Raw genomic sequence first — 20,183 nt, forward strand, 5'->3', positions numbered from 1 at the left:
CGCTTTGCCTTTCGTTCGTCCACAGGGCAGGTCTCGAGGGCGGTCGATCTAGCGCATTGACTCTCCTGCGAGATTCCTGATTGTCCCCAGAACCCTGCAAACCGCGATCGGCAGTGCGCGACAATATGCTTGCTGGCGTTTTGGCGGCCAAAGCGGGACAGGTGACAACCACCACAACCAACAGACTCTTAGAATCAGAAGACTCTTTTAAAATAAGATATTTGATTAAGAGGAAGCCGGGAGAGGCGAGCGTTCGATGCCTGCAAGACGGATCATGCTGGATGTCCTGAAGGGCAAGACGGTGTTTCCTCCTCCGCTCTGGATGATGCGCCAGGCAGGGCGCTATCTGCCGGAATATCGTGAGACGCGAAGGCGTGCCGGTTCGTTCCTTGATCTCTGCTACGACCCCGACCTTGCCGTCGAAGTGACGCTGCAGCCGATCGAGCGTTTCGGCTTCGACGCTTCGATCGTGTTCTCGGACATCCTTGTCGTTCCCCATGCGCTTGGCCGCGACGTGCGCTTCGAGGAAGGGCGCGGACCGCTGCTGACGCCGATTTCAGCGGCGGAGATCGCGGCGCTGGGAAGCGACATGTTTCACGTGAATCTCGAACCGGTCTACGAGACGCTTCGCCGGCTGCGGGCGAAATTGCCCGGCGAGACGACGCTGATCGGCTTTTGCGGCGCGCCTTGGACGGTGGCGACCTATATGATCGCCGGCCACGGTACGCCGGACCAGGCGCCGGCGCGGCTGTTCGCCTACCGCGAGCCGGCGGCGTTTCGACAGCTGCTGAAAGTGCTCGCCGATCGTTCGGCTGCCTACCTGATCCGCCAGATCGAGGCCGGCGCGGATGTCGTGCAGATATTCGATTCCTGGTCGGGGGTGCTCGACGATGCTACGTTCGAACAGTTCTGCGTCGAGCCGGTCGCAGAGGTCGTCAGGCAAGTTCGGGCCGTCCATCCCGACGTGCCGATCATCGGGTTTCCCAAGGGCGCCGGAGCCCGCTACCAGAGTTATCGCGATAAGACCGGTGTGACGGGGCTCGGCATCGACTGGACGGTGCCGCTCGAGGCAGCGAAGGCGTTGCAGCGGCAGGGAGCCGTCCAGGGCAATCTCGATCCGTTGCGGCTGGTCGCCGGCGGCCAGGCATTGGCCGACGGGGTCGGGGCGATCCTTCGGGCGTTGGGGGACGGGCCGCTGATCTTCAATCTCGGCCATGGCGTCACGCCCGACACGCCGGTGGCGCATGTCGAGGCGATGGTGAAACAGGTGCGGAGCGCGGCACGCTGATGACTGACAGAAGTAACACCAATAGCACCGGCCAGGCGATGAAGCGCATGGTCATCGGCATCGCTGTCCTGATCGTTCTCACCGCGGTCTTGTTTTTCTTCGCACCGGAAAGCTTTTATCCCTGGGCAAAGGCGATCCATATTCTCGCCGTCATCTCCTGGATGGCCGGCATGCTTTATCTGCCGCGCCTGTTTGTCTATCACGCCGACGCGGAGAAGGGCTCCGTTCAATCCGAGACGTTCAAGGTGATGGAGCGGCGCCTGCTGCGCGGCATCATCAATCCGGCGATGATCCTCACCTGGGTGTTCGGGCTGTGGCTGGCCTGGAAAATCTTTGCGTTCCAGGGCGGCTGGTTGCATGCCAAGATCGGCCTGGTGCTGATTTTGTCTGGCATTCACGGCTATCTGGCCGGCGCGGTGCGCAAATTCGCCGAGGACCGCAACGAAAAAACGGCAAGGCACTGGCGGATCGTCAACGAGATCCCCACATTGCTGATGATCGCAATCGTGATCCTGGTCGTCGTGAAGCCCTTCTGAGGCTTCATCGGACCCGCTCAAAAGGCGGCTTGCTCTTTCAGCCGACCGACGATACAAGACGGGTCTTCCTTCCCGTCATGCGCCGCCCGTCATTGCTTTCGGCCGCGCCCGGCATTTGTCGCATCCCGCCGATCTTTTCCCCAAAGCCTACCCAGAGTCCGTCTAATGCAAGAAATGAAACTCACCGAGTTCAAGAACAAGAAGCCGCCAGAGCTGATCGCTTATGCCGAATCGCTCGAGGTCGAGAACGCCAGCGTCATGCGCAAGCAGGAGCTGATGTTCGCGATCCTGAAGAAGCTCGCCGCCCAGGACATCGAAATCATCGGTGACGGTGTGGTCGAGGTGCTGCAGGACGGCTTCGGCTTCCTGCGCTCCGCCAATGCCAACTACCTGCCAGGTCCCGACGACATCTACATCTCGCCGTCGCAGATCCGGCGCTTTTCGCTGAAGACCGGCGATACGGTCGAAGGACCGATCCGCAGCCCGAAGGAGGGCGAGCGCTATTTCGCGCTGCTCAAGGTCAACACGATCAATTTCGACGATCCCGAAAAGATCCGCCACAAGATCCACTTCGACAATCTGACGCCGCTCTATCCGACCTCGCGGCTAAAGATGGAGGTCGACAATCCGCCCAGCAAGGACATATCGCCTCGCGTGATCGACCTGGTGGCGCCGATCGGCAAGGGCCAGCGCGCGCTGATCAACGCACAGCCGCGTACCGGTAAGACGGTGCTTTTGCAGAACATCGCGCACTCGATCACCGCCAATCATCCGGAATGCTATCTGATCGTGCTTCTGATCGACGAGCGTCCGGAAGAAGTGACCGACATGCAGCGCTCGGTGAAGGGCGAAGTGGTCTCCTCGACCTTCGACGAACCGGCGGTGCGCCACGTCCAGGTCGCCGAAATGGTCATCGAGAAGGCCAAGCGCCTGGTCGAGCACGGCCGTGATGTGGTGATCCTGCTGGATTCCATCACCCGCCTCGGCCGCGCCTACAACACCGTCGTGCCGTCCTCCGGCAAGGTGCTGACCGGCGGTGTCGACGCCAACGCGCTGCAGCGCCCGAAGCGCTTCTTCGGCGCCGCCCGCAACATCGAGGAAGGCGGCTCGCTCACCATCATCGCCACGGCGCTGATCGACACCGGCAGCCGCATGGACGAAGTCATCTTCGAAGAGTTCAAGGGCACCGGTAACTGCGAAATCCAGCTCGACCGAAAGGTGGCCGACAAGCGCATCTATCCGGCCATCGACATCCTCAAGTCCGGCACCCGCAAGGAAGACCTGCTGGTGTCGCGTCAGGACCTGCAGAAGATCTTCGTGCTGCGCCGTATCCTGGCGCCGATGGGAACCACCGACGCGATCGAGTTCCTGATCGACAAGCTGAAGCAGACCAAGACCAACGGCGATTTCTTCGATTCGATGAATACATAATCGAAGCGAGGCGGGCTTTCTCTTCGTCATCCTCGGGCTTGAGCCGAGGATCCATCCCGTGACGTCCTATGGTCCGCGGTGCGTCGCGTCGCTCCTTGCTGCGCTATAGGATGACGAACTGCGCAACATCCCTTCCAGCTCATCGGGATCCGCAACCACCGGCAGGCAGACCTGGCCGGTGCACAGCCAGGCGCCGCGCCGGTTGGTCGGCGGCAGAATTCCTCCGGGCAGCAAGGGTCGATTCGCCGCCATACCGATCGGCACGACAATATCGACGCGGCGGGGATCAGGGTTTCGATTAACGACCGGAACGAGTTTTTGATCTTCCGGCTCGTCCACGACGACCAGTTTCAGCGGTTCGATGGCAAGCGTGCAGGCATTGACGATGCCCGCCTGGCCGTAGGCCTGGTGCGCGGCTCGGCCGGCAGCGTGCTCGGCGGTTTTCCACGCCTTCTCCTGCAAATCGAGATTGCCGGTGACGGAGGCGAGCCGCACCTGCGCCTCGATGATCTGGCTGGTGGCTGACGGAATGGCCTCGTCGACATCGCCCCTGATGCGGATCGGCACATCGGTGCTGTCCGAGGCGGTCAGATAGTAGCCCGTGCTCTGCGCGTCGGCGTGCCAATGGTCGAGCTGTTCGAGGAACCGGCTGGCCTGGTCGACATAGTTCCAATCGCCTGTGGCTTCAAACAGCGAGATCGCCGCGTTGGTCATGGCGGCATAGTCGCTCGATAGAGCGGGAAACAATTTCCTGACACCAAGCATGGAATGCGGCAAGCGATTGTCGCGGCTGGCGGCGCTGATATGGGCAAACGCCTTTGCCGCGGCCTCGATCCAATCCGGCCGTGCCAGCGAGCGGCCGGCCTCGGCGAGTGCTGCGATCATCAGGCCGTTCCAGTCGGTAAGGGTCTTCGCGTCCAGCCCAGGCCTGACGCGTTCTTCCCGGGCGGCGAGAAGCCTTGCCTTGAGCGGCACCAGCTGTTCGCGGTCGGTCGCCCCAAGCGCTTGCTGGGAAAGGGTTTGATGGACAACCGGCTTGCCCTCCCAGCCGGGTGGGCTGGAAAGCGTGAAGTATTTGAAGAACAATGATGAATCTTTGCCAAGGACAGCTTCGATCTCTTCCCTGCTCCAGGTGTAGAACAGGCCCTCCTCGCCGTCGCTGTCGGCGTCGAGGCTGGCGGCAAAGGCGCCGCCATTGACGCGCATTTCGCGCAGCAGCCAGTCGACCGTGTCTTCGATTCGTACCCGGAACAAATCATCGCCGGTCGCCGCAAGAGCCCAATTGCAGAAGCGGATGAGCTGGGCGTTGTCGTAGAGCATCTTCTCGAAATGCGGCACCAGCCATTCGGCGTCCGTCGAGTAGCGGCTGAGGCCGCCGCCGATGTGATCGTAGATGCCGCCGCTCAACATATGTTCGAGGCTGATGAGCACGTCGTCGCGATGCGCGGCATTGCCGTCGCGCAGCCAGGACAGCCACAGCGTTTGCATGAACGGCGCGTTCGGGAATTTCGGCGCGCCGGCGAGGCCGCCGCGATCGCGGTCGATCATGCCGCTGACGCGGCCGGCGAGGTCGGACAGCGCATCGCGAGCGAGGAGCGCCTTGGAATGCGTGGCGGAGAGCCGCGCCTCGACATGGGAGGTCAGGCCGTCGGCGCTCTGGTGCAGGCTCGCCCTCTTTTCGCGCCAGGCCTTGTCGACCGCTTCCATCACCTGGATGAACCCCGGCCGGCCATAGCGCGGCTCGCGCGGGAAATAGGTGCCGCCCCAGAACGGTTTGCCATCGGGCGTCAGGAACATGGTCAGTGGCCAGCCGCCTTGCTCGCCCATCGAGGACAATGCGGCCATATAGATCTGGTCGATGTCAGGGCGCTCCTCGCGGTCGACCTTGATATTGACGAACAGACGGTTCATGACGGCGGCGACGTCGTCGTTCTCGAAGCTTTCATGGGCCATGACATGGCACCAATGGCAGGCGGCGTAGCCGACGGAGAGCAGGATAGGCCTGTCCAGCGCCTTTGCCTCTTCCAGCGATGCCGGTGACCATCCCCGCCAATGTACGGGATTGCCGCTGTGCTGCTGCAGATAGGGGCTGGCCTCGTCGGCAAGCAGGTTTTGCGCGGGCAATGTCACAATGGCCAACTTTCGAGGCACTCGGGATGGGTGATGACACGATAGCTAGGGCGGTTCGGTAGAGCGGGCAAATGATTTCAGGCGATTCGATCGTGGCGTTGTCGAGCGGCCGGCTTCCGGCCGGTATCGCCGTGCTGCGTATCTCCGGCCTTCGGACTCGATTCGTTGTCGAAACGATTGCCGGCGGCATGGTTAAGGAGCGCACGGCGGTGCTGCGCAAGCTCAGGGCTCCAGATGGAACGGTTCTCGACACCGGGCTGGTCGTCTTCTTCCCCGGGCCGGCCAGCTTCACCGGTGAGGACGTCGCCGAGTTCCATATTCATGGCGGCCGCGCCGTGGTGGCCAGAATGTTGGAGACAATCGCTGGATTTGACGGCGTCAGGCACGCCGAACCCGGGGAATTCACGCGCCGTGCCTTTCTCAACGGCAAGGTCGACCTGGTCGAGACGGAGGCGCTGGCGGATCTCATCAACGCCGAGACCGAAGCGCAACGGCGCTTCGCCGTCCAGAATGCCGAGGGCGCGCAGAGTGAGCTTTATCTCGGCTGGCGTCGGCGCCTGATCCATGCGCGGGCGATGATCGAAGCCGAGATCGACTTTGCCGACGAGGATGATGTGCCGGGTTCCGTTTCGGATACGGTCTGGTCTGACGTGCGGTCGATGATATTAGAGATTGACCGGCACATAGCCGGATTCCACGCCGCCGAAGTCATTCGCGACGGCTTCGAAGTCGTCATTCTCGGCGCGCCCAATGCCGGCAAGTCCAGCCTGTTCAACGCCTTGGCGCGCCGCGATGCGGCTATTGTAACGGATGAACCCGGCACCACCCGCGACCTGCTGGAGGTCGTGCTGGATCTGCAAGGTCTGCGTGTCAGGTTGACCGACACGGCGGGGTTGCGGGAAGCGCCCGGCAAAATTGAGGCGATCGGGATCGAGAAGGCGAGAGCCAAGGCGGGTCGCGCCGATCTCTTGCTGTTGCTCGAGGACGCCGCTGACCCCAGGGACGCCGGTTCGCTTCCTGTTGCGATACCGGCATTGCGCGTCGGCACCAAGCTCGACCTGCTCGATGGGGGAGCGGCCTACGATGCGGCCCGGCGCTACGAGTTTGGCATATCAGTGGTGGAAGGAACGGGTGTGGATGGATTGCTGGCGGAGATCGGGCACCGCGCCACTCAGGCGGCCGGCGGTGCCGGCGATGTGCTGCCGTCGCGGCTGCGCCATGTCGAGTTGCTAGGGGCGGCGAACCGGCATCTGCATCGCGCCGCCGATGACGGGACGCCACAGGAACTACGCGCTGAAGAGTTGCGCCTGGCAGCGGACCGCCTGGGGCGGATCGTGGGCGCGGTGGATGTCGAAGACTTGCTCGACGTGATCTTTTCCCAGTTCTGCATCGGGAAATGACTCACGTGAAACACGCATGGTCGCTGGCAGGGGCCCGATTGACTCACGTGAAACATCTTTGGCGGTGATTCGCGTGAAACGCCGACAGAAGCAGGGTTTCCCTGTTTCACGTGAAACGTCGCGCGGAAGTTTTCTTGACAGTCCCGTCTCGCGGGGACATGTGTCGCTGATCTCTTTTGAGTCCGGGACTTATGTAAGATGACCGATCACTATGATGTGGTTGTGGTGGGCGGCGGCCATGCGGGTTGCGAGGCGGCCAGTGCCGCGGCGCGCGCCGGCGCCAGCACCGCACTGGTGACGCTACGTTTCGACACGATCGGTGTAATGTCGTGCAACCCTGCCATCGGCGGGCTGGGCAAAGGGCATCTTGTGCGCGAGATAGACGCCATGGACGGGCTGATGGGCCGCGTGGCGGACGCCGCCGGCATCCAGTTTCGTCTGCTCAACCGCCGCAAGGGTCCGGCGGTGCGCGGTCCCCGCACACAGGCCGACAGGAAACTCTATCGCCTTGCTATGCAGGATGCGATTCGGCAGCAGAACGATCTTGAGGTTGTCGAGGGCGAAGTTCTCGACTTTGAGATTTCCGATGGGAAGATAGAAGCGGTTCTCCTGGCGGACGGCCGCCGGCTTGCCTGCGGCGCCGTGGTGCTGACGACTGGGACCTTCCTGCGCGGGCTCATTCACATTGGCGAAAAGAAGATTGTCGCCGGCCGCATGAACGAGAAGGCCAGCATGGGACTGTCGGCGACGATGGACCGCGCCGGTTTCAGGCTCGGGCGGCTCAAGACCGGCACGCCGCCGCGCCTGGACGGGCGGACCATCGACTGGGCTTCGCTGGAAAGCCAGGCGGCGGACGAGCATCCGGTGCCGTTCTCGCTCATGACCGACCGCATCGTGACGCCGCAGATCGATTGCGGCATTACGCGCACGACCACGGCCACGCATGAGGTGATTCGCGCCAATCTTGGCCGTTCGGCGATGTATTCCGGCTCGATCGAAGGCGTTGGGCCGCGTTATTGCCCGTCGATCGAGGACAAGATCGTCAAGTTCGGCGACCGCGACGGGCACCAGATCTTTCTCGAACCGGAAGGGCTCGACGACCACACCGTCTATCCCAACGGTATTTCGACCTCCCTGCCGGAAGATGTTCAGCTCGCCATCCTGAAGACCATTCCGGGGCTGGAGCGCGCTGTCATGCTGCAGCCGGGCTATGCCATCGAATATGATCATGTCGATCCGCGCGAACTGCATCAGACGCTGGAGACCAAGCGCGTTGCCGGGCTTTTTCTCGCCGGGCAGATCAACGGTACGACCGGCTATGAAGAGGCCGCCGGGCAGGGCCTGCTCGCCGGCCTCAATGCAGCGCGCCGCGCCGCGGGCGGCGAGCAGGTCGTGCTCAGCCGCACCCAGGCCTATATCGGCGTGATGGTCGACGATTTGACCAGTCGCGGCATCAGCGAGCCCTACCGGATGTTCACCTCGCGGGCCGAGTTCCGGCTGTCGCTGCGCGCCGACAACGCCGATGAGCGGCTGACGCCGGTGGCGCAGACGCTGGGGATCGCTTCGGCGCGGCGGCTGCAGCGCTATGGCGATGTCACCCGTCGGCTTGACGAAGCGCGCCAGTTGGCGCTTTCGCTGACCATGACGCCGAACGAGGCGGCACGGCACGGCCTGGAGATCAATCGCGACGGCGTGCGCCGGTCCGGCTTTGAATTGCTGGCTTATCCCGATGTCGATATTGCCTGGCTAAGCCGGGTCGAGCCTAAATTTGGCGACATCGACGCCAAGACCGCGGAGCGCCTCGAAACGGAAGCGAAATATTCGGTTTATCTTGACCGCCAGAGCACGGATGTCGCGCAGATACGGCATGAGGAGAGGCGGCTGATCCCGGACGCCATTGATTTCGCCGGCGTGCCCGGCCTGTCCAATGAATTGAAGCAGAAGATGCAGGCGCGGCGGCCGCGCTCCGTTGCGGATGCACAGCGCATGGAAGGCATGACGCCCGCGGCGCTGGCGGTCATTGTCGCGCATGTCCGTCACTGGGAAACAGCGCAGAAGGGGGAAACCGCACAGAAGGGGGAAACCGCTGAAAAGGCCGAGCAGAGGGACGTTGCGTGAGGTCTTTCTCCCGCGAGAGCCTGCAGGAGGCCGCCGGTCCGGTTTCACGTGAAACATTCGATCGCCTGGTGGCGTTCGAAGAGATGTTCCAGAAATGGAACCGCAGCATCAATCTCGTCGCGCAATCGACCTCCGGTGATGTCTGGCAACGCCACATCCTGGACAGTGCGCAGCTTGCACGGATAGAATCCGAAGCCACGCATTGGGTCGATATTGGTTCCGGCGGCGGATTTCCCGGGCTTGTCATGGCCTTTCTGCTCGCCGAGCGCCCGGGGGCCAGCATCGATCTGGTCGAAAGCAACCGCAAGAAGGCCTCGTTCCTGCAGACCGTCATCGGTCAGTTCGGCTTGCCGGCGCGAGTCGTGGCGCGCCGCATCGAGGACAGCCATGTGCTTGTTTCGAAGCCGCAAATCGTCACGGCGCGGGCGCTGGCCCCGCTTTCGGTCCTGCTGGACCTGTCCGCGCCATGGCTGACCTCGGGGGCGCGGGCGCTGTTCCACAAAGGCCGGGATTACCGCGCCGAAGTGCAAGAAAGCGTTAACCGGTGGACTTTCGATCTGGTAGAACATCCAAGCGTGACCGACGCCAGCGGCGTCATCCTCGAATTGTCCAATGTGCGACCCGTCTGAACCGAGACCGGTCTGATTATTCGGCGACCCAAAGATGAATTTCTGGCATAAACCCATGATGAAGAACGGCCCTCGAATCATCACCGTAGCCAACCAGAAGGGCGGTGTCGGCAAGACCACCACCGCCATCAACCTGGCCACCGCGCTGGCGGCAATCGGCGAAAAAGTGCTGATCGTCGACCTCGATCCGCAAGGCAATGCAAGCACCGGCCTCGGCATCGACCGCAAGGACCGGACGGTCTCCTCCTATGATGTGCTTACGGGCGAACTGGAGCTGGAAGCCGCCGCCATCCCGACCGCGGTGCCCGGCCTGTCGATCGTGCCGTCGACGCTCGACCTGCTCGGCATCGAGATGGAGATCGCTTCGGCGCCGGACCGGGTGCTCAAACTGCGCAATGCACTGCGCGCGGCGACCGAGCGCGGGGCGCCCTTCGGCTACGTGCTGATCGATTGCCCGCCGTCGCTCAATCTTTTGACTTTGAATTCAATGGCGGCAGCTGATTCCGTTCTCGTGCCGCTGCAATGCGAGTTCTTCGCACTGGAGGGTCTTAGCCAGCTGCTCGAAACGGTCGAGCAGGTGCGTCGCTCGATCAATCCGGATCTTACCATCCAGGGCATCGTGCTGACCATGTATGACGGCCGCAACAACCTCGCCAACCAGGTGGTGCAGGATGTGCGCGAGCATATGGGCGACAAGGTCTATGAGACCATCATTCCGCGCAATGTGCGGGTGTCGGAGGCGCCGTCCTATGGCAAGCCGGCGATCCTCTACGACCTGAAATGCTCCGGCAGCCAGGCCTATCTGCAACTGGCCTCCGAAGTGATCCGCCGCGAGCGTAAATTGCGCGCTGCTTGATTAGATCGGTCGCATAATCAACAGCCGATTCGATACCGAAACGATCTGAAATAGACGTGGAATAAAAGATGAGCGAAGATCTCTCGAGGAAAAGACTGGGACGCGGACTGGCGGCACTGATCGGCGAGATCGATCGTCCCGCCGCACCGGAAAAGCCCGGCATGAGCGCCGACGGCAAGGTGCCGATCGAGTTTCTCAGCCCAAACCCGAGAAATCCGCGCCGGCATTTTGGCGATGCCGAACTGACCGACCTCGCCCAGTCGATCCGCGAGCATGGCGTGGTGCAGCCGGTCGTGGCGCGACCGTCGCCGACGCAGGCGGGCCGCTACGAGCTCATCGCCGGCGAGCGGCGCTGGCGTGCGGCGCAGCGTGCCGGGTTGACCGAGATCCCGGTCATCATCCGCGAAGTCAACGACCGCACGGCGCTGGAACTGGCGATCATCGAGAACGTCCAGCGCGCCGACCTCAATCCGGTCGAAGAGGCACAGGGTTACCAGCAACTCATCGACGACCATGGCTACACCCAGGCCGATCTCGGCCAGGTGATCGGGAAGAGCCGCAGCCATGTCGCCAACACTTTGAGATTGTTGAAGCTGCCCGACGTGATCCGCGACATGCTGGTCGACGGCGCGCTGTCGGCCGGGCATGCCCGCACGCTGGTCACGGCGGAGGATCCGGCCGGCCTTGCCAAGCGCATTGTCGAGGAGGGTCTTTCCGTGCGCCAGGCCGAGGCGCTGGCGCAGATGCCGGCCGGCACCAGTTCCAACGGCACCAAGTCAGCCGCGCCGGCCGTCGAAAAGGACGCCGACACGCTGGCCCTGGAGAAGCTGCTGACCGATACGACCGGCATGATCGTCACGGTCGACCACAAGGGCAAGGGTGGCGTGCTACGCGTTGCGTATCGGAGCTTGGAGCAGCTGGATGAGCTGTGCCGCCGGTTGAAACAGGATTAGAGCGGCCCGGCGATTGATAGAATCGCGGACCTGCTAAACTCTTGTTTTTGCGCAGTTCGGATGGAAGACTGCGACACACTTTTCTAGGGATTGCTTTTGGTATTTAGCCGGCGAATGTTTCGCGCGGTCTTCCCTTCTCCCACAAGGGGGGGAAGGAAGAGGCGCCTACCTTTGCGCCAGCCGCGCGCTTTCCACGGCGATCCCCAGCAGCGCCTGCCTGGCCAGCGCCACCGACAGGTCCGGCCGGCGCCGCGTCTGCAGCACGGCTGATTGCAGGCGGGTCAGCGCGCGGCCGAGCGCTTCGCTGTTCCAGCGCTCCAGCGCTCTCTCCACCAGCTTGCGGCGCGCGAAAAAGACCGGCGGCCGCGCGGCGGCAACGACGGAAGCGGCGTTGCGGCCGCCGGAGTCCATCTGGCCGCGCATGACCTGTATCTGCTGTATCTGCCGCATCGCCGAGGACAGCACCAGGAAGGGCTGGCCGCCGCCCTGGCAGTGGCGCGTGAAGGCGGCGTCGAAGTCGCCGATCTTGCCTTCGAGCAGCGCGTCGACGGCATCGTCATAAGAGGCACCGGACACGTCGCCCGACATGGCTCTCACCTCTTCCAGCCCGATTTCCTTCTGGCCGTGGGCGTAGAGGACGAGTTTTTCGATCTCGCCACGCGAGGCCAGCCGGTCGCCGCCGAGATTGCGGCGCAGCGCCTGTCTGGCCTCCAGCGTCATCGACATGCCGGCCTTGCGCAGCTCGTCGTCGATGACCGTGTCGATGTCGCGGGCCTCATCGGCGTAGCAGGGCAAGGCCATGGCGTTGTCGGCGCCCTCGACCACCGCGCGCAGCCCGACCCCTTTCTTCAAGTCGCCGGCCTCGATCAGGATGATGGCGTCCCGCACCGGCTCCGCCGTCAGCGCCTTGACGTCGTCGGCCAGTGCCTTCTGGCCGCTGGCGTTGCGCACCCAGAGCAGCCGCCGGTCGGAAAACATCGGCACGGTGCGGGCTTCGTCGAGCAGCCGGCCCTCGTCGCGGTCGACCTCCGAACCCTCGAGCCTGACCACGCAGAACGGATCGTCCAGCGGCAGACCGGTCTTTCCGGCAAACGCCTTCGCCCGCTCCGAGACAAGGCCGCGATCGGGGCCATAAAGCAGGACGATCGAGATGCGCGGATCAGGCCGCGCGAGCCAGGAATCGACCTCGAAAGCTTTCTTCTGTGCCATGGAGGGTGGTTAGCATGATGCGTGCGCGGGGTGAACGGCGATCGGCACCGAGCACTCTTTTCCTTCTCCCCCTTGTGGGAGAAGGTGTCGCCGAAGGCGACGGAAGGGGTGTTCCAGCGGGGTGACACGCTGGTTTTGATGCAGCCGATTGGCATCGCGAGGCCACCGCCCTGGGCGCGTCACGGGCCTCGCCCGCCCTTCGGGCCCCACAAGGGAGAGGGAAAAGCGGCCACGCTCTGCACCCAATCACCTTATCTGGCGACAAACACGGCGCAACCATGCGCCAAATTGCGTGCCGCTGCTCAACATCGACAAGAAATTTCGCGGACATATCTTCATCTTGAGCGCGGGAGGCTGGGATCGGCCGGCGCGGCCGGAACCGATGCCCGGATGACTTGCCTGGCGAATTCGCACTGGTCTGGACGCGCGGATGTGCAAATATCCGCACCCAGGCGACATTGGAGGAGTTTTGGTCATGGCCGATGCTGGGATGTTGCGTTTTCACGTTCCGGAGCCGGAAGTGCGGCCGGGCGGCACGCCTGATTTCTCCAACGTGACCATCGCCCAGGCCGGCTCGGTGGCGCGTCCCGATATCGATGTCGATCCGCGCACCATCCGCGACATGGCGTTTTCGATCATCCGCGTGCTGAACCGCAATGGCGAAGCCGTCGGGCCATGGGCCGGGCTGCTTTCCAGCGAGGAATTGCTGGAGGGCCTGCGCAACATGATGACGCTGCGGACCTTCGATGCGCGCATGCAGATGGCGCAGAGGCAAGGCAAGACCTCTTTCTACATGCAGCATCTGGGCGAAGAAGCGGTGAGCTGCGCCTTTCGCAAGGCGCTTGCCCCGGGCGACATGAACTTCCCGACCTATCGGCAGGCCGGCCTGCTGATCGCCGACGGCTATCCGATGGTCACGATGATGAACCAGATCTATTCCAACGAGGCCGATCCGCTGAAAGGCCGGCAGCTGCCGATCATGTATTCGTCGAAAGAGCACGGCTTCTTCTCTATCTCCGGCAATCTGGCGACGCAGTATATCCAGGCGGTCGGCTGGGCGATGGCCTCGGCGATCTCGAACGATTCGCGCATCGCCGCCGGCTGGATCGGCGACGGCTCGACAGCCGAATCCGATTTCCATTCGGCGCTGGTGTTCGCTTCCACCTACAAGGCTCCGGTCGTGCTCAACGTCGTCAACAACCAGTGGGCGATCTCGACTTTTCAGGGCATTGCGCGCGGCGGCTCGGGCACTTTTGCAGCACGCGGCCTCGGCTTCGGCATTCCGTCGCTGCGCGTCGACGGCAACGACTATCTGGCGGTCCATGCGGTGGCCAAGTGGGCAGCCGAGCGGGCCCGCAACAATCTCGGGCCGACGCTGGTCGAATATGTCACCTACCGCGCCGGCGCCCATTCGAGTTCGGACGATCCCTCCGCCTACCGGCCAAAGACCGAGTCCGATGCCTGGCCGCTCGGCGATCCGGTCGTGCGGCTGAAGAACCATCTGATCAAGCTCGGCGTCTGGTCGGACGAGCGGCACGCACAGGCCGAGGCGGAAATCCTCGACACGGTGATCGCGGCGCAGAAGGAGGCGGAAAGCCACGGCACGCTGCATGCCGGCGGCAAGCCGTCGACGCGAGACATGTTCGAGGGCCTCTATGCCGAGATGCCGCCGCATCTCAGACGCCAGCGCCAGCAGGCGGGAGTCTGAGCCATGCCAAGGCGGACCATGATAGAGGCCATCCGGGACGCCATGGACGTTTCGATGGAGCGCGACAGCAAAGTCGTCGTGTTCGGCGAGGATGTCGGTTTCTTCGGCGGCGTTTTTCGTGTCACCCACGGCCTGCAGGCCAAATACGGCAAGAGCCGCTGCTTCGACGCGCCAATCAGCGAATCCGGCATTGTCGGCTCGGCCATCGGGATGGCCGCCTATGGCCTGAAGCCGTGCGTCGAGATTCAGTTTGCCGACTACATGTATCCGGCCTACGACCAGCTGACGCAGGAGGCCGCAAGGCTGCGCTACCGGTCGAACGGTGATTTTACCTGCCCGATCGTGGTGCGCATGCCGACCGGCGGCGGCATCTTCGGCGGCCAGACGCACAGCCAGAGCCCGGAGGCGCTGTTCACCCATGTGTCCGGGCTGAAGACGGTGGTGCCATCCAACCCGCATGACGCCAAGGGGCTTTTGATCGCGGCGATCGAGGATCCCGACCCGGTGATCTTCTTGGAGCCGAAGCGGCTCTATAACGGTCCGTTCGACGGCCATCACGACCGGCCGGTAACGCCGTGGTCGAAGCACGAGCTCGGCGAGGTCGCCGACGGCCATTATACCGTGCCGCTCGGCGAGGCGGCGATCCGCAGGGCGGGTTCCGCCGTCACGGTGCTCGCCTATGGCACCATGGTCTATGTCGCCCAGGCCGCGGCCGAGGAGACCGGCATCGATGCCGAGATCATCGACCTCAGGACGCTGCTGCCGCTCGACCTCGATACGATCGTGGCCTCGGTCAAGAAGACCGGACGTTGCGTGGTCGTACACGAGGCGACGCTGACGTCAGGCTTCGGCGCCGAACTGTCGGCGCTGGTACAGGAAAACTGCTTCTACCATCTGGAAGCGCCGGTGGTCCGCGTCGCCGGCTGGGACACGCCCTATCCGCACGCGCAGGAGTGGGACTATTTCCCCGGCCCGGCCCGTGTCGGCCGTGCGCTCATCGAAACATTGGAAGCTTAGAGAGGCCTGAAATGGGCGAACACATCATCAAGCTGCCCGATGTCGGCGAGGGCGTCGCCGAGGCCGAGCTCGTCGAATGGCATGTGAAGATCGGCGACATCGTGCGCGAGGATACGTTGCTGGCCGCCGTGATGACCGACAAGGCGACGGTCGAAATCCCGTCGCCCGTCGATGGCGAGATCCTGTGGCTGGGCGCCGAGATCGGCGACACGGTGGCGATCGGTTCGCCCATCGTGCGGCTGAAAGTGGCGGGCGAGGGCAATGTGAAGGCTGCCGGGCAAGGGACGGCACCGGCCGCCGAAGCCGAAGCGCTCGCCAAGCCGGCGAGCCCAAAGCCCGAAGCCGCACCGGCCCCCAAGGCAAAGCCCGTCGAGGCACCGGCGAAACCCGCGCCATCGCCGGCTGCCGCCAAGACCATGGCACAGGTCTCGGCCGGCGCACCGCGCCCGGAAGGCGAAAAGCCGCTGGCCTCGCCAGCCGTCCGCTTGCGCGCCAAGGAGGCCGGCATAGATCTCAGGCAGGTCGCAGGCAGCGGCCCGGCCGGCCGCATCGGCCATGAAGACATTGAGACCTTCCTGGCGCGCGGGCCGCAAGTGGCCAAGGCATCGGGCCTCGCCCGCAACGATGCCATCGAGGACATCAAACTGGTTGGCCTGCGGCGCAAGATCGCCGAGAAGATGACGCTGTCCAAATCGCGCATCCCTCACATCACCTATGTCGAGGAGATCGACGTGACGGCGCTCGAGGAATTGCGCGCCGCGCTCAACAAGGAAAAGCGCGCCGCCAAGGGAGGCAAGGAGAGGCCGAAGCTGACCTTGCTGCCGTTCCTGATGCGGGCGATGGTCAAGGCGATCGCCGACCAGCCCCAACTCAATTCGCTGTTCGAGGACGAGGCCGGCATCATCCACCAGCACGGCGGCATCCATATCGGCATCGCCGCGCAGACGCCGTCTGGGCTGGTGGTGCCTGTCGTCAAGCATGCCGAGGCGCGCGACATCTGGGAGTGCGGCGCCGAGGTCGCCAGGCTGGCCGAGGCGGCCAAGTCGGGCACGGCGACGCGTGACGAGCTGTCGGGCTCGACCATCACCATCACCTCGCTCGGCGCCATGGGCGGCGTCGCCACCACACCGGTCATCAACCATCCGGAAGTCGCGATCATCGGCGTCAATAAGATGATGGTGCGGCCGCTGTGGGACGGCACGCAGTTCATCCCGCGCAAGATGATGAACCTGTCGTCGAGCTTCGACCACCGCGTCATCGACGGCTGGGATGCCGCGGTGTTCGTCCAGCGGCTCAAGGCGCTGCTGGAGACACCTGCGCTGATTTTCGTGGATTGAGAGGATGAGAACGGACGCTGCCCCTTTGCCTTCGTCATCCTCGGGCTTGACCCGAGGATCCATGCCGCGACCTCAGCCTAAGAGCGTTGCGGAGCAGGTTTCTGAACCGTTGCAACGCCTTCCCGTCACGGCATGGATCCTGGGGTCTGCGCGCGTCGCTACGCTCCTTGCTCCGCCCCAGGATGACGACGGCAGGGGCGTCTCGGCCATTCTTCAAGGTTGGCGGTCTGCAGGTGCAATGCCGGAACGAACCAGGGTCCCATCATGAAAGAAATCTCCTGCAAGCTGCTGGTCATCGGCGCCGGGCCCGGGGGGTATGTCTGCGCCATTCGTGCCGGGCAGCTCGGCGTCGATACGGTCATCGTCGAGGCGGGCAAGCCCGGCGGCACCTGCCTCAATGTCGGCTGCATCCCCTCAAAAGCACTGATTCATGCGGCGGAGGAATTCGAGAAGGTGTCTGACATGGCCGGCGGCAAGAGCCCGCTCGGCATTTCGGTCACGGCGCCGGTACTCGATCTGGCCAGCACCATCGCCTGGAAGGACGGGATCGTCAGCCGGCTCAACAGTGGCGTCGCCGGCCTGCTCAAGAAGGCCGGGGTGAAGACCGTGCATGGCTGGGCGAGGTTTCGCGACGGCAAGACCGTCGAGGTCGAGACCGAGACGGGAAGCCAGGTGATCCGCGCGGAAACGATCGTGATCGCGACGGGCTCGGCGCCGGTCGAACTCCTGCCCTTCGGCGGACCGGTGATTTCATCCACCGAGGCTCTGGCGCTGAGCGAGGTGCCGAAGAGGCTTGCGGTCGTCGGTGGCGGCTATATCGGCCTGGAGCTCGGCATGGCCTTCGCCAAGATGGGCGCCAAGGTGACCGTGGTCGAGGCCCTGCCGCGCGTGCTGGCACAGTATGATGCGGAGTTGACCCGGCCGGTGGTCAAGCGGCTCGCTGTGCTTGGCGTCGAAGTGATGCTCGGCGCCAAGGCCAAGGGATTGTCGACAAAAGGCGATGCGCTGCTGGTCGAGACATCCGACGGCAAGAGCGGCAAGGTCGCGGCGGACAAGATCCTGGTGACGGTCGGCCGCAAGCCGATGACCGAGGGCTGGGGGCTCGAGCAGATCGATCTCGACAGGGCCGGAAAATTCATCAGGATCGATGACCAGTGCCGCACCTCTATGCGCGGCGTCTTCGCCATCGGCGACGTCACCGGCGAGCCGATGCTGGCGCACCGGGCGATGGCACAGGGCGAGATGGTCGCCGAAATCGTCGCCGGCCATAAGCGCAGCTGGGACAAGCGCTCGATCCCCGCCGTCTGCTTCACCGATCCCGAGCTGGTGACGGCGGGTCTGTCGCCTGAAGAGGCCAAGGCCCGGGCCGAGATCAAGATCGGCCTGTTCCCCTTCGCCGCCAATGGCCGCGCCATGACGAAGCTCGGCGAGGATGGCTTCGTCCGCGTCGTGGCGCGCGCGGACAATCACCTGGTGCTCGGCATTCAGGCGGTCGGTCAGGGCGTGTCGGAGCTGTCGGCGGCGTTTGGGCTGGCGCTGGAGATGGGGGCAAGGCTGGAGGACATCGCCGGCACGATCCATTCGCATCCGACGCAAGGCGAAGGGTTCCAGGAAGCCGCGCTAAAGGCGCTCGGGCACGCGCTGCATATTTGAGGTGTCGCGCCGGCGTATCCGAAAAGCTTACCCCGCCAGCCGGCTTACCATCTCATGTTGGGCATAGGCGCGGCCGAAGCGGTCGGCGAGGAAGGCTTCGAGCGCGATTTCCTCCTGCTTGACGAAGCCGGTCGCCGGCAAGCTGCCATCGGCCAGCATGTCGAGCACGGCGCAGATGCCGGAGGCGGTGGTGATCTGGATGGCACTGCGCACGGTCTGGCCGACGCGCCTGGAATAGATCTTGTTGGCGTAGGTCTCCTGCAGCAGGCGGCCGTTCTTGCGGCCGGAAACGGTGACGAAGACGATGACCACGTCCTGCAGCGTCGCCGGCAGGGCGCTTTCGAAAATGTCCTTCAGCACGTCGCGGCGGTGGCGCAGGCCAAGGTCGTTGAGCAGCGCCTTCATGATCGCGGCATGACCGGGATAGCGAATGGTGCGGTAGTTCAGCGTGCGCACCTTGCCCTTCAGCGTCTCGGCCAAGGTGCCGAGCCCACCCGAGGTGTTGAACGCCTCATAGGTGACGCCGTCGAGCGAGAACTCCTCGCGCTCTTCCAGCGGCGGCACTTCGACCAGCTCGCCCTCGACGATCGCCTCGCAGGGCTCGCAATATTCATTGATGACGCCGTCGGTGCTCCAGGTCAGATTGTAGTTCAGCGCGTTGGACGGGTATTGCGGCAGCGCGCCGACGCGCATGCGCACGCTTTCCAGCGTGTCGAAGCGGCTGGCGAGATCGTTGGCGACGATCGAGATGAAGCCCGGCGCCAGTCCGCATTGCGGGATGAAGGCGCTCTTGGCGGTACGTGCCAGCTCCTTGACGCGCCTGGTCGAGACGACATCCTCGGTGAGATCGAGATAATGCACGCCGGCGCTGGCCGCCGCCTCGGCGATGCGCGTGGTGAGATGGAAGGGGGCGGCGCTCAGCACCGCGAACTTGCCGACGAGTGCGGCTTCAAGCGCACCGACCGCCGCGATGTCGAGTTCGAGTGTCTCGACGCCGTCGGGCACTTCGGCGGCAGTGAGTTGCGCGACCGAGCGGTCGACGAGGGTGACGTGGTAGTCACCCGTTGCGGCGAGCATTTCGGCGATGGTCGAGCCGATCTTGCCGGCCCCGACGATAACGATGTTGTTCATGGTCAAATACCCCTGCCATTTGCGTTCGCCGGAATCATCGCAGCTTGCCTGTCGAAAGGAAGCGTGAGATCCTGCAAACCGCACCCTATCTTTAGTTAATTTGCCGAAGAGTTTCGTCGAAATGCTCAGTAATGCCGAACAGGCCCTGCTTTCCCTGCTGCGCGCCAATGCGCGCGCCTCGACGGCCGAACTGGCGCGGCAGCTCGGCGTTTCGCGCACCACGGTGCAAAGCCGGATCGAGCGGCTGGAGCAGCGCGGCATCATCACGGGCTATGGCGTCAGGCTGGCGCCGGACTATGAGCAGGGGCTGGTCAGGGCGCATGTGCTGCTCACCGTCACGCCCAAGCTGGCCGATAGGGTGGTGCGCAGCCTGCAGGCATTGCCGTCCGTGCGGACGCTGCATTCGGTCAGCGGCAATTTCGACATGATCGTCATCGTCGACGCACCGTCGATCCGCGACCTCGATACGCTGCTCGACCAGATCGGCGCCATGGACGGGGTGGAGAGGACCGCGTCGTCGATCATCCTGTCGACGCGGATCGACAGGTGAAGATCGATACAGCCGATCTCCCCCTTTGCGGGGAGATGGCCGGCAGGCCAGAGGGGGGTGTGAAGGATCGCCAGCCTGGGCCGGTGTATCGACGTGACCACAGATCGACAGGCCAGCGGGACAGCACCCCCCTCTGCCTTGCCAGGCATCTCCCCGCAAGGGGCAGGGCTATCGCATATGAGTGATGGCATTGATGAGATAGTCGTCATTCCAGGCGCATTTCTTGATGCGGTGGCT

General features: G+C 63.9%; 16 protein-coding genes. 13 read left to right on the forward strand and 3 right to left on the reverse strand.

Annotation, left to right across the window (positions count from 1 at the left end):
• The first annotated feature begins 256 nt into the window (after positions 1 to 256).
• The 3 genes from hemE to rho all read left to right on the forward strand — a co-directional run bounded on the left by hemE (position 257) and on the right by rho (position 3,255).
• Positions 257 to 1,288, forward strand: a complete 1,032-nt coding sequence (gene hemE / locus FJ941_RS16570) for a uroporphyrinogen decarboxylase (protein ID WP_140507181.1) — start codon at positions 257 to 259, stop codon at positions 1,286 to 1,288.
• Positions 1,288 to 1,824, forward strand: a complete 537-nt coding sequence (gene hemJ / locus FJ941_RS16575; RefSeq protein WP_140507183.1) for a protoporphyrinogen oxidase HemJ — start codon at positions 1,288 to 1,290, stop codon at positions 1,822 to 1,824. Before hemE ends, hemJ begins: the two co-directional genes overlap by 1 nt.
• A 165-nt stretch (positions 1,825 to 1,989) precedes the next feature.
• On the forward strand, positions 1,990 to 3,255 hold the full coding sequence (gene rho, locus FJ941_RS16580) for a transcription termination factor Rho (RefSeq protein ID WP_140507185.1): 1,266 nt from the start codon (positions 1,990 to 1,992) through the stop codon (positions 3,253 to 3,255).
• A gap of 66 nt (positions 3,256 to 3,321) precedes the next feature.
• On the opposite strand, the gene FJ941_RS16585 is transcribed toward rho, so the two are convergent.
• Positions 3,322 to 5,385, reverse strand: coding sequence for a thioredoxin domain-containing protein (locus FJ941_RS16585; protein ID WP_140507224.1), 2,064 nt, complete (start codon positions 5,383 to 5,385; stop codon positions 3,322 to 3,324).
• Between the two features lie 71 nt (positions 5,386 to 5,456).
• Here FJ941_RS16585 and mnmE point away from each other — a divergent pair, with 71 nt between their 5' ends.
• The 5 genes from mnmE (at position 5,457) to FJ941_RS16610 (ending at position 11,341) form a co-directional block, all read left to right on the forward strand.
• Positions 5,457 to 6,785 carry a tRNA uridine-5-carboxymethylaminomethyl(34) synthesis GTPase MnmE gene (gene mnmE, locus FJ941_RS16590; RefSeq protein ID WP_140507187.1) on the forward strand — a complete coding sequence of 443 codons (1,329 nt, stop codon included), beginning with the start codon at positions 5,457 to 5,459 and terminating at the stop codon, positions 6,783 to 6,785.
• Between the two features lie 198 nt (positions 6,786 to 6,983).
• On the forward strand, positions 6,984 to 8,903 hold the full coding sequence (mnmG, locus tag FJ941_RS16595) for a tRNA uridine-5-carboxymethylaminomethyl(34) synthesis enzyme MnmG (RefSeq protein ID WP_140507189.1): 1,920 nt from the start codon (positions 6,984 to 6,986) through the stop codon (positions 8,901 to 8,903).
• Entirely contained in the window at positions 8,900 to 9,532 is a 633-nt protein-coding gene (gene rsmG, locus FJ941_RS16600) for a 16S rRNA (guanine(527)-N(7))-methyltransferase RsmG (protein WP_027145743.1), read from the forward strand. The genes mnmG and rsmG overlap by 4 nt, the downstream gene beginning before the upstream one ends.
• 55 nt (positions 9,533 to 9,587) lie before the next feature.
• Positions 9,588 to 10,388, forward strand: coding sequence for a ParA family protein (locus FJ941_RS16605; protein WP_031240355.1), 801 nt, complete (start codon positions 9,588 to 9,590; stop codon positions 10,386 to 10,388).
• A 68-nt stretch (positions 10,389 to 10,456) separates the two neighbouring features.
• Positions 10,457 to 11,341 carry a ParB/RepB/Spo0J family partition protein gene (locus tag FJ941_RS16610; protein ID WP_140507191.1) on the forward strand — a complete coding sequence of 295 codons (885 nt, stop codon included), beginning with the start codon at positions 10,457 to 10,459 and terminating at the stop codon, positions 11,339 to 11,341.
• A 165-nt stretch (positions 11,342 to 11,506) separates the two neighbouring features.
• Here the strand turns inward: FJ941_RS16610 and holA are convergent, their stop codons facing one another.
• Complete coding sequence (holA, locus tag FJ941_RS16615; protein WP_140507192.1) at positions 11,507 to 12,550, reverse strand: DNA polymerase III subunit delta; 1,044 nt, start codon at positions 12,548 to 12,550, stop codon at positions 11,507 to 11,509.
• 475 nt (positions 12,551 to 13,025) lie between these two features.
• On the opposite strand from holA, the gene FJ941_RS16620 reads away from it, so the two are divergent.
• The 4 genes from FJ941_RS16620 to lpdA all read left to right on the forward strand — a co-directional run bounded on the left by FJ941_RS16620 (position 13,026) and on the right by lpdA (position 18,265).
• On the forward strand, positions 13,026 to 14,258 hold the full coding sequence (locus tag FJ941_RS16620; protein WP_140507194.1) for a 3-methyl-2-oxobutanoate dehydrogenase (2-methylpropanoyl-transferring) subunit alpha: 1,233 nt from the start codon (positions 13,026 to 13,028) through the stop codon (positions 14,256 to 14,258).
• Positions 14,259 to 14,261: 3 nt separating this feature from the next.
• Positions 14,262 to 15,275: an alpha-ketoacid dehydrogenase subunit beta gene (locus FJ941_RS16625; protein ID WP_140507196.1), complete on the forward strand. Its 1,014-nt coding sequence runs from the start codon at positions 14,262 to 14,264 to the stop codon at positions 15,273 to 15,275.
• Positions 15,276 to 15,286: 11 nt separating this feature from the next.
• Positions 15,287 to 16,612, forward strand: coding sequence for a dihydrolipoamide acetyltransferase family protein (locus FJ941_RS16630; RefSeq protein WP_140507198.1), 1,326 nt, complete (start codon positions 15,287 to 15,289; stop codon positions 16,610 to 16,612).
• Between the two features lie 264 nt (positions 16,613 to 16,876).
• Positions 16,877 to 18,265 (forward strand): dihydrolipoyl dehydrogenase, encoded by a 1,389-nt coding sequence (lpdA, locus tag FJ941_RS16635; protein ID WP_140507200.1) that lies wholly within the window; start codon positions 16,877 to 16,879, stop codon positions 18,263 to 18,265.
• 27 nt (positions 18,266 to 18,292) lie between these two features.
• Here the strand turns inward: lpdA and FJ941_RS16640 are convergent, their stop codons facing one another.
• Positions 18,293 to 19,396: a saccharopine dehydrogenase family protein gene (locus tag FJ941_RS16640; RefSeq protein ID WP_140507202.1), complete on the reverse strand. Its 1,104-nt coding sequence runs from the start codon at positions 19,394 to 19,396 to the stop codon at positions 18,293 to 18,295.
• Positions 19,397 to 19,517: 121 nt separating this feature from the next.
• On the opposite strand from FJ941_RS16640, the gene FJ941_RS16645 reads away from it, so the two are divergent.
• On the forward strand, positions 19,518 to 19,946 hold the full coding sequence (locus FJ941_RS16645; RefSeq protein ID WP_140507204.1) for an Lrp/AsnC family transcriptional regulator: 429 nt from the start codon (positions 19,518 to 19,520) through the stop codon (positions 19,944 to 19,946).
• Positions 19,947 to 20,183 lie beyond the last annotated feature (237 nt).

It is taken from the genome of Mesorhizobium sp. B2-3-13 (assembly GCF_006442195.1).
Lineage (GTDB): Bacteria > Pseudomonadota > Alphaproteobacteria > Rhizobiales > Rhizobiaceae > Mesorhizobium > Mesorhizobium salmacidum.